The organism is Candidatus Zixiibacteriota bacterium (assembly GCA_040752815.1).
GTDB lineage: Bacteria > Zixibacteria > MSB-5A5 > GN15 > FEB-12 > JAGGTI01.
In genome coordinates, this window is record JBFMGC010000061.1 from 1 (window position 1) to 10,529 (window position 10,529).

Annotated in this window: 10 protein-coding genes and 1 tRNA gene; all 11 read left to right on the forward strand. The window is 57.6% G+C overall.

The annotated features are described in order from the left end of the window. Positions 1-134, forward strand: a 134-nt coding sequence (gene tuf, locus AB1772_11815; GenBank protein MEW5797033.1) for an elongation factor Tu, incomplete at its 5' end; no start/stop codon positions are given. A gap of 35 nt (positions 135-169) precedes the next feature. Further along, the gene (rpmG, locus tag AB1772_11820; protein MEW5797034.1) at positions 170-319 is read left to right on the forward strand and encodes a 50S ribosomal protein L33; all 150 of its coding nucleotides are present in this window, start codon (positions 170-172) and stop codon (positions 317-319) included. A gap of 11 nt (positions 320-330) precedes the next feature. After that, positions 331-407: transfer RNA gene (locus tag AB1772_11825), tRNA-Trp, on the forward strand. Between the two features lie 22 nt (positions 408-429). After that, entirely contained in the window at positions 430-627 is a 198-nt protein-coding gene (gene secE / locus AB1772_11830; protein MEW5797035.1) for a preprotein translocase subunit SecE, read from the forward strand. Beyond that, complete coding sequence (gene nusG, locus AB1772_11835; protein ID MEW5797036.1) at positions 628-1,170, forward strand: transcription termination/antitermination protein NusG; 543 nt, start codon at positions 628-630, stop codon at positions 1,168-1,170. Between the two features lie 35 nt (positions 1,171-1,205). Beyond that, a complete protein-coding gene (gene rplK / locus AB1772_11840) occupies positions 1,206-1,631 on the forward strand; it encodes a 50S ribosomal protein L11 (protein ID MEW5797037.1) in 426 nt (141 codons plus the stop codon). Positions 1,632-1,713: 82 nt separating this feature from the next. Continuing rightward, positions 1,714-2,418, forward strand: coding sequence for a 50S ribosomal protein L1 (gene rplA / locus AB1772_11845; GenBank protein ID MEW5797038.1), 705 nt, complete (start codon positions 1,714-1,716; stop codon positions 2,416-2,418). A gap of 15 nt (positions 2,419-2,433) precedes the next feature. Then, positions 2,434-2,961: a 50S ribosomal protein L10 gene (gene rplJ / locus AB1772_11850; GenBank protein MEW5797039.1), complete on the forward strand. Its 528-nt coding sequence runs from the start codon at positions 2,434-2,436 to the stop codon at positions 2,959-2,961. 157 nt (positions 2,962-3,118) lie between these two features. Next, positions 3,119-3,502, forward strand: a complete 384-nt coding sequence (rplL, locus tag AB1772_11855; GenBank protein ID MEW5797040.1) for a 50S ribosomal protein L7/L12 — start codon at positions 3,119-3,121, stop codon at positions 3,500-3,502. Positions 3,503-3,776: 274 nt separating this feature from the next. After that, positions 3,777-7,544: a DNA-directed RNA polymerase subunit beta gene (gene rpoB, locus AB1772_11860; GenBank protein MEW5797041.1), complete on the forward strand. Its 3,768-nt coding sequence runs from the start codon at positions 3,777-3,779 to the stop codon at positions 7,542-7,544. A gap of 64 nt (positions 7,545-7,608) precedes the next feature. Then, positions 7,609-10,529, forward strand: a 2,921-nt coding sequence (rpoC, locus tag AB1772_11865) for a DNA-directed RNA polymerase subunit beta' (GenBank protein MEW5797042.1), incomplete at its 3' end; no start/stop codon positions are given.

The following is a 10,529-nucleotide window of genomic DNA, read 5'->3' on the forward strand; positions in this document are numbered from 1 at the left end:
TGATGCCGGGAGACAACATCACGATGAACGTGGAGTTATTGACGCCGATAGCGATGGAGAAGGAGCTGCGGTTTGCGATCCGCGAGGGTGGACGCACGATCGGCGCCGGTGTCATCGCGGAGATAATCGAATAGCAGCGTTTCCGTTTCGGAAGTTAAGGTAGGCTCAAGTGAGAGACAAGATCACCCTGGCGTGCAATGAGTGCAAGCAGCGCAACTACGACATGATGAAGAACAAGCGGCTGCATCCGGAGCGGGTGGAATACAAGAAATACTGTCCGTTCTGCAACAAGCACACCTTGCACAAGGAGACCAGGTAGGTTTGGAATACAGGCCAGTAGCTCCAATGGTTAGAGCGCCGGTCTCCAAAACCGGAAGCTGGGGGTTCGAATCCCTCCTGGCCTGCCAATAGACTTGCTGGGAAGTTGTTTTGGAAAAGATCAAGAGGTACTTAAAAGAAACCGCGGCCGAGCTTCGGAAGATGACCTGGCCGACCAAAGAAGAGCTGATCGGTTCGACAATCGTAACCGTGATCGTCTCGATGGTGGTGGCGGTGTTTATCGGGATAGTCGATCGCCTGCTGACCTTCGGCATTCACCTACTCTTCGGCGGCGGGGCAGGGGGATAAATGGCCCTGAAGTGGTATGTGGTCCATACCTATGCCGGTCACGAACAGAAGGCCAAGAGGTATCTCGAGTCGGCGATTGAAAACGCCGGCCTGAGTAACAAATTCGGCCAGATTCTGGTACCGACCGAGCAGGTCACCGAGATGAAGCAGGGCAAGCGGTCGACTTCGACCAAGAAGTTCCTGCCCAGCTACATCCTGGTCGAAATGGATCTCGACAAGGTGACCCAAAACCTGGTGACATCGACCACCGGCATAACGAATTTTGTCGGTGCCGGAGGTCGCCCGACGCCGCTGAAAGACGAAGAGGTCAAGCGGATTTCGGGGCAGATCGATTCCAGCCGGGAAGAAGAGAGCAGCGAAATCCCGTTCCAGGCCGGCGATCCTGTGAAAGTAAACGACGGGCCGTTTGCCGATTTTTCCGGCACGGTCAGCGAGGTAAACCTGGAACGCCGCAAGTTGAAAGTAATGGTATCGATATTTGGCCGGCCCACTCCGGTGGAACTTGACTTTCTGCAGGTGGAGCTGATAAAGGCCAAGGGTTAGCAGTCAATCGAAGGCGAATGGAGAGATAGACAGTCGTGGCAAAGAAGGTGGCAGCGTTAGTGAAGTTGCAGATTCCGGCCGGCCAGGCCAATCCGGCTCCGCCGGTAGGTCCGGCCCTGGGTCAGCGCGGCATCAACATCATGGAGTTCTGCAAGGCGTTCAACGCCCAGACCCAGTCCGGCAACGGTGTGCTCACGCCGGTGATTATCACCGTATACGAGGACAAATCGTTCACGTTTATCACCAAGACGCCGCCCGCCTCGACTCTGCTGCGCATGGCCGCTAAAGTGAAAAAAGGCTCCGGTGTTCCCAACAAGGACAAAGTTGGCGTGGTAACGGCCAAGCAGGTTCGCGATATCGCCGAGCAGAAAATGTCCGACCTGAACGCCGCGTCATTAGATGCTGCAATAAAGATGGTAGAAGGAACCGCCCGCTCGATGGGCATCGACATTCAGCCGTAACCGACACAGATATTGAAATAAACCATGTGATATTCGCTTGTACCTCGGCCGCGTATGCGACCGGGAGGGAGAATAAACACAGATGAAGCATTCCAAGAGATATCGCGCCTGGCGCGAAAAGATTGACCGCCGCAAACGCTACATGCTCCCTGAGGCGGTCGGTATCCTCAAATCAGGCAGCCCGGCCAAGTTCGACGAATCGGTCGAAATGGCGGTCCGCCTGGGGGTTGATCCCAAACACGCCGACCAGATGGTCCGCGCCACGGTCTCGCTTCCGCACGGCAGCGGGAAATCTGTCCGGGTGGCGGTGTTCGCCCAGGGCGACAAAGCTGCCGAGGCCAAAGAGGCCGGGGCGGATGTGGTGGGCGCTGAAGACCTGGCCGAAAAAATCCAGGGCGGATGGACCGATTTCGACGTGGCGGTCGCCACTCCCGACATGATGAAAGTCTGCGGTAAGCTGGGCAAAATCCTGGGCCCGCGCGGGCTGATGCCTAACCCGAAAACCGGCACGGTCACCATGGATATCGCTCGCACGGTACGCGAGGTGAAAGGCGGGCGAATCGAGTTCCGTATTGATCGCCAGTCTAATGTCGCCGTAGCCGTAGGCAAGCTGTCGTTCGAAGAAAAGAAGATAATCGAAAACGCCGAAGCGTTTATGGATGCGATCATGCGGGCCAAGCCCGCGGCGGCTAAAGGAGCCTATATCCTGTCCGCATCGATCTGCTCCACCATGAGCCCGGGCATAAAGCTCGATCACGCTGAAATCCTGGCGGCGATGAAGAAGTAGAGAGGAACACCCAAGATGTTAAGACAAGAAAAAGCCGATCAGGTCGCCCAGCTAAAGGCGTTGTTTGAGAAGTCCGGGGCGTTTTTCATCACCGACTACCAGGGCTTGAATGTTCCCGACCTGACCTCGCTTCGCAAGAACCTTCGCAGTAACAAAGTGACCTACACGGTGGCCAAGAATACGCTCTTTCGCCTGGCCGCCAGGGAGGCCGGTGTGACGGGGCTGGACGAGTATTTCAAGGGGCCGACCGCGGTAGCGTTTGCCGCCGATGATCCGTCGGTCGCCGCGAAAATCCTCAACGACTCCTATAAAGAAAAGGAAATGCCCCGCTTCCGTGTTTTCGTGGTCGAGGGCCAGATTCACCAGCCCGAGGAAATCCGGGCCCTGGCCGACCTTCCGCCACGGACCGTGCTCCTGTCGCAGGTGGTGGCGGCGGTGGAGTCTCCTCTGACCAGCCTGGTGGGATCGCTGGACGGGTTCTTCCGGGAATTGATGGGCACTATCGATGCTTTGGCGGAGAAACGAAAGTCCGAGGCGGCCTGAAAGGGCGAAGGAGAATTGCAGTAGTCAGTTAAGGCTTTTATAGGGCTGAGTCGCCCCAAGCTTCTAGGCGGTTGGCCTTGCCGCCTGGGTCGTCGGCTGGTCCCGATAGAGTAGTGTGAGAGACAAGAAACAATAGTCAATATGAGAGGTTAGTATCGTGGCTAACGCAGCAATTAACGAAATCGTTGAGAAGATATCCGGCCTGACCGCGATGGAACTGGCGGATCTTTCCAAAGCCATTCAAGAGAAATTCGGTGTTACGGCAGCGGCGCCAGTCGCATACGCCGGTCCGGCAGCGGCCGCCGGCGCCGGTCCGGCCGCAGCCGAGAAGACCGAGTTCAAGGTTATGCTTAACAGCGCGGGCGACAAGAAGATACAGGTTATCAAGGTCGTCCGTGAGTTGACCTCACTCGGTCTCAAAGAGGCCAAGGACCTGGTCGAGGGCGCTCCGGCCGCAGTGCTGGAGGGTGCGTCGAAAGCCGACGCCGAGGCGGCTAAGGCCAAACTGGAAGAGGTCGGCGCCCAGGTCGAACTGAAGTAAATTTTGACATTGCCCCAACCGGAAACCTTTTTTATACTGGTTGGTTATGTACTTGCGGCAACGGAGGCGTGTGTGAAACGCCTCCCCGCTTCGTTAATTGGTGAGTAAACTGCCCTAGCAGCTCCCTGTGTGTGCCTACGCGGCCCCGGGAGAAAAAAGAAAGAAAATAAGCAGGATCACCAGTGTCCTTTGGTCTTTTGTCCGAATTCCACACTCCTCGTTGCGCTAGTCTGTCCGCGACGGGGTTCTTTAGTTAAGGTAGGAGGGTAGACTTTTGGCTCAGTCACCGACGACCCGCATTAATTACGCAAAAATTCCCGACGCCTGCGAGATGCCCAATCTGCTGGATGTCCAGCTGGAGTCGTACAACGACTTCCTGCAGATGAACGTCCCGCTCGACAAGCGCCAAAACAGCGGCCTGCATAAGATTTTCAAGGAGATCTTCCCGGTCACCGATGTGCACGAGAACTTCTCGCTCGAATACGTGAACTACTACCTCGGCCCGCGCCGGTATTCGATCGAGGAGTGCCGCGAGCGGAACATGACCTTCGCCGCCCCGCTCAAGGTCACCATGCGGCTTATCTCCCGCCAGGGCGAGGGCGAGCAGAAAGAAGTCAAGGACATCATCGAACAGGATGTCTACCTCGGCGAACTGCCGCTTATCACCGAGTGGGGTACCTTCATTATTAATGGCGCCGAGCGCGTGATTGTCAGTCAGCTTCACCGCAGCCCGGGAGTCTTCTTCGATGAGACCATCCACCCCAACGGCAAGAAACTGTATTCCGGGCGTGTGATCCCGTACCGCGGGAGCTGGGTCGAATTCTCCCTCGACATCAACGACATCATGTGGGTCTATATCGACTCCAAGCGAAAGATGCCGGCTACCGCCATTATGCGCGCCATCGGTTTTTCCAGCGATGAGGATCTGGTCAATCTCTACTATGACGTGCAGGAAGTCAGCCTTTCGGTGCGCAAGAAAGAAGCGGTGGTTCAGGGCTATCTTGCCGAGACGGTTATCGACAAGGAAACCGGCGAGGTCCTCTACGCCGCGGGTACGGAGCTTAATGAGGAGATCATCGAGAAGATCCGCGAAACCGGCAAGAAGAACCTGAAAGTCATTCCGTTCGACGAGAAGCGCAAAGTTCACGTAATCCTCAACACGCTTCAGAAGGATCCGACCAAGTCCCGCGAGGAGGCCCTGCTCAAAATCTACTCGCTGATGCGCCCCGGTGAACCGCCGACCATGGAAATGGCCGAATCGCTGATGGAGAAGCTCTTCTTCAGCAACAAGCGGTATGACCTGGGCGAAGTCGGGCGCTACATGATAAACTCGCGCTTGGGGCTGGACATCCCGCTTGAACACACGGTGTTTGACAACAAGGACTTTGTGGCCATAACCAAGTACCTTGTCGGGCTTTGCAACGACGAAGGTTTCACCGACGACATCGATCATCTCGGCAACCGTCGCGCCCGGACGGTCGGCGAGCTGATGGCCAACCTGTTTTCGGTCGGACTGTCGCGTGTCGCCCGGACTATCCGCGAGCGCCTCTCGCTGAAGGATCAGGAAAATGTCACCCCACAGTTGCTGGTGAACGCCCGCACGGTGTCGTCCGTGGTGGAGAGCTTCTTTGGCTCGTCGCAGCTTTCACAATTCATGGACCAAACCAACCCGCTGTCGGAACTGACCAATAAACGTCGTCTTTCCGCACTCGGCCCCGGCGGTTTGACCAGGGAACGGGCCGGGTTCGAGGTCCGCGACGTGCACCACACCCACTATGGCCGGATGTGCCCGATCGAAACCCCGGAAGGTCCTAACATTGGACTAATAACCTCGATGGCGACCTTCGCCCGAATCAACAAGTACGGCTTCTTGGAAACCCCGTATCGCAAAGTGGTCAAGGGACAGGTTACCAGTGAGATCGTATATCTCTCGGCGGACGCCGACGACCGCTATCTGATCGCCCAGGCTAACGAGCCGTTGGACGCGAAAGGGCGGTTTGTTAACGAGTTTGTCATCGCGCGGAGGCGAAGTGACTATCCCATGGTGAAAGCCGAGGAAGTCGACTATATGGATGTCTCGCCGCGCCAGATCGTCTCGGTGGCGGCCTCGCTTATTCCTTTTCTCGAGCATGATGACGCCAACCGCGCTCTGATGGGCTCGAACATGCAGCGCCAGGCGGTGCCTCTGCTCAAAACTGAGGCACCAGTGGTCGGGACCGGCATGGAGCGCAAAGTCGCGCTCGACGCGGGCGTGGTGGTACGCGCCAGGCGTCCCGGTACGGTAACCTATGTCGATGCCGAACGGGTGGTGGTTAGGCCCAGGGTGCGTGTGAGGCCGGGGTCACTCGGCTACGTGGAAGACGATGAATACGTGCTGACCAAGTACCGTCGTTCCAACCAGGATACCTGTGTCAACTATGTGCCGGTCGTGCACGAGGGTGATGCAGTCGAAGAGGGCGATGTGTTGGCCGACGGTCCGGCGGTCGATCGCGGTGAGCTGGCCCTCGGGCACAACACGCTCGTGGCGTTTATGCCGTGGCGTGGCTACAACTACGAGGACGCCATCATACTCTCCGAACGGCTCGTTCACGAGGATATCTTCACCTCGATTCATATCGAAGAATTCGAATTGCAGGTGCGCGACACCAAGCGCGGCGCCGAGGAAATCACCCGCGAAATCCCAAACGTCTCGGAAGAAGCCCTGCTCAATCTGGATGAGCACGGCATCGTGCGCGAAGGCGCCGAAATCGAGGCCGGCGACATTATGGTCGGTAAGGTGACGCCCAAGGGCGAAACAGAGCTTTCGCCGGAGGAGCGTCTCTTGCGGGCCATTTTCGGCGAGAAAGCCGGCGATGTCCGTGATGCCTCTTTGAAAGCGCCGCCCGGCATGAAGGGTGTAGTCATCAAAACCCGCGTGTTCAGTCGGAAGGAGCGCACCGAAGAGGCCAAGAAAGAAGAAAAACGCCAACGTGCGGTCGTTGAAAAGAAATACGGCAAGATTCTGGCCGATATCACCAGTCTGCGCAACCAGCGGCTGGGCGAGATTCTCGACGGCCAGACTTCGCGGACCATCCGCTCCGCAGCGGACAACTCGGTGCTGGTGCGTTCGGGTCACAAGTTCAAGGCTGATTTCTTTAACGAAATCGATATCGACAACGCGATCGCCCCGGAAGGGTACTGTAACGACGATACGGTCAACAAGCAGGTTGATAAGATTATCGCCGAGGCGGCGGAGCTGGTTAAAGCCAAGCAGGAAGAGCGCGATATCGAGATCGACAAGATCGTTCGAGGCGCCGAGCTTCCGCCCGGTGTCAAGCAGCTCGTGAAGGTCACCGTGGCCATCCGCCGCAAGATCGCGGTGGGCGACAAGATGGCGGGACGCCACGGCAACAAGGGAGTCGTGTCCAAGGTCGTTCCGATCGAAGATATGCCGTACATGTCCGACGGTACCCCGATTGACATCGTGCTTAACCCGCTCGGTGTTCCGTCGCGTATGAACATCGGCCAGATTCTCGAAACCCACCTCGGTTGGGCCGCCACCAGGCTGGGGCAGAGGATCGCCACGCCTGTATTCGACGGCGCCTCGATCAAAGACATCAAGGCCAAGCTGTCGGAGGCCGGCCTGCCGCAGAGCGGCAAGATGAGGCTGTTCGACGGCCGCTCCGGTGAGCCGTTCGACAATGAGATCACGGTCGGCAACATCTACATGCTGAAGCTGTCGCACCTGGTCGACGACAAGATTCACGCTCGTTCGATCGGTCCCTACTCGCTGGTCACGCAGCAGCCGCTGGGCGGTAAGGCGCAGTTCGGAGGGCAGCGCTTCGGTGAGATGGAGGTCTGGGCGCTTGAGGCCTACGGCGCCGCCTACACTCTTCAGGAGATGCTGACGGTCAAGTCGGATGATGTCACGGGGCGCAGTCGCGTTTACGAAGCGATTGTCAAGGGCGAGAATCCGCCCGAACCGGGATATCCGGAGGCCTTTAACGTCTTGATCAAAGAGCTTCAGGCGCTCGGCCTGGATGTTTCGCTGATCGAGAAGTAACTTTGTGGTTTTCAGGAAGATGATCGTTTCCAGGTAACCGGAGAGATAAAAGGAGTCAACCGTGGTGGATTTCACCAGTCAGACACGTGGACTACAGAAGAAACCGTCGGACTTTTCCGCCGTGCAGATCCAGATCGCCTCGCCGGAGGTTATCCTCTCCTGGTCGTACGGTGAAGTGACCAAGCCGGAGACGATCAACTACCGATCGTTCAAACCGGAGCGCGATGGGCTTTTCTGCGAGCGAATTTTCGGTCCGGTCAAGGACTGGGAGTGCAACTGCGGCAAGTACAAGCGTATCCGTTTTCGCGGTATTGTCTGCGATCGCTGCGGTGTCGAGGTCACCCAGTCCAAGGTGCGGCGCGAACGTATGGGCCATATCGAATTGGCCGTGCCGGTCTCACACATCTGGTACTTCAAGTCTCTGCCGTCGCGTATCGGCAACCTGCTCGATCTATCCATCCGCGAGCTTGAACGGATCCTCTATTATGAAAACTACGTGATGATCGATCCGGGCAACTCCTCCTATGAGCGCGGAAACGTGCTCACGGAAGAGGAGTACGCCGATCTCGAAGAGGCCGGCAAGCAGTTCGACGCCCGCATGGGCGCCGAGGCCATCTACGAGCTACTGAAAGAGATCGATATTGATGAGATGGTCGCGACTCTTCGCGCGCAGATCAAAGTCGAGACCTCGGTCCAGCGCAAGAAAGACACGCTCAAACGGCTGCGCATTTTCGAGTCATTCCGCCAGTCTCAGAACCGGCCTGAGTGGATGATAATGAAGGTCATTCCGGTGATCCCGCCTGATCTGCGCCCCCTGGTGCCGCTCGAGGGCGGCCGGTTTGCCACGTCGGATCTGAACGATCTCTACCGCCGTGTGATCAACCGCAACAACCGGCTCAAGAAGTTGATCGATATCCAGGCGCCCGAAGTCATTCTCCGCAACGAAAAGCGGATGCTTCAGGAAGCGGTCGACGCGCTGTTTGACAACGGTCGCCGCACCCACTCGGTTCGCGGAGACTCCAAGCGCCCGCTCAAGTCGCTCTCCGATCTGCTCAAGGGAAAGCAGGGCCGGTTCCGCCAGAATCTTCTGGGCAAGCGCGTGGACTATTCGGGCCGATCCGTTATCGTAGTCGGTCCCGAGCTGAAGCTGCATCAGTGCGGTTTGCCCAAGAACATGGCGCTGGAGCTGTTCAAGCCCTTTATCATAATGAAGCTCGAAGAAAAGGGATACGTGCAGACGGTTAAGTCGGCCAAGAAATTGGTCGAACGCGAGCGGCCCGAAGTGTGGGATATCCTCGAAGAGATCATCGAAGACCACCCGGTCCTGCTCAACCGCGCCCCGACCTTGCACCGTCTCGGAATTCAGGCTTTCTATCCTGTTTTGGTCGAGGGCAAAGCGATCCGCCTCCACCCGCTCGTCTGCGCGGCGTTCAACGCCGACTTCGACGGCGACCAGATGGCAGTACACGTGCCGCTTTCGTTCGAGGCGCAGCTTGAGGCGCGCATACTTATGCTGGCCACGAACAACATCCTGGTGCCGTCATCTGGACGGCCGATCGCTATCCCTTCGCAAGATATGGTTCTGGGCTGCTACTACCTTACGAAGATTCGCCAGGGCGAGAGGGGCGAGGGCAAGGTGTTCCATAGCCCGGATGAAGTGCTGGCAGCTCTGGACCACAAGTTTGTCTTACTGCACTCGCCGGTCAAGGTGCGAATTGACAACCAATTGATCGAGACCACACCGGGTCGGATCATCTTTAATAACTGCCTTCCGGAAGAACTCAGATTTTTCAACAAAGTCGCCAAACGAGCGCAGCTCGAAGACCTGGTGCATCAGACTTTCTGGCAATGCGGCCACAGCGAGACAGTCGCCTTTCTGGACCGGCTCAAACACCTCGGATTTGAATATGCCACGCTTGCGGGTGTGACGGTGTCGATCGATGATCTGGTCGTCCCGGAGGAAAAACAGGCCCTTCTTGAGACCGCCCAGAAGCAGGTGGCCAAGATTCAGAAACAGTACGAGCGTGGTATCATCACCAACAGCGAGCGCTACAACCAGGTGATTGATACCTGGACCCAGACCACGTCGCGTGTTGCCGAGGAAATGTTCGACAACCTGGCGGCGCAAAACCAGGGTTTCAACCCGATCTTCATGATGGCCGACTCCGGCGCTCGCGGTTCCAAAGAGCAGATTCGCCAGTTGGCGGGGATGCGCGGTCTGATGGCCAAGCCGCAGAAGAAGATTACCGGTGGTGTCGGCGAGATTATAGAAACCCCGGTTACGTCCAACTTCCGCGAAGGTCTGACCGTGCAGGAGTACTTCATCTCCACGCACGGTGCGCGCAAAGGTCTGGCCGATACGGCGCTGAAAACCGCCGACGCCGGTTATCTGACGCGGCGTCTGGTCGACGTGGCCCAGGACATGATCGTCAAGGAAGTGGACTGCGGAACCATTCTCGGTCTCGATGTCGCCGCTCTGAAAGAGGGCGAGGAAATCATCGAGTCGCTGCGTGACCGCGTGCTTGGTCGAGTCGCCCTGGAAGACGTGATCGATCCTATTTCGAACGAGATGATCGTCGAAGCGGGTGACGAGATAAAAGAAGATGCGGCCGAGCGAATCGAGGATGCCGGCATCGAAACCGTCCGCATCCGCTCAGTGCTGACCTGTGAGGCCAAGCTCGGTGTGTGCGCCAAGTGCTACGGCCGAAACCTGGCCAGCATGCAAATGGTCGATATCGGCGAGGCAGTCGGCGTGATTGCGGCCCAATCGATCGGCGAGCCGGGCACCCAGTTGACGCTGCGCACTTTCCACATCGGCGGTACGGCAGCTCGTATTGCGGAACAGTCCCAAGTCGAGGCCCGGTACAACGGCACCATCCACCTCGAGAATGTCCAGCTTGTTGATCGTGACGACGGCACATCGGTAGTGACCAGCCGTGACGGCGCCGGCGAGGCGCATATAATCGACGACAACCAGCGCGTGCG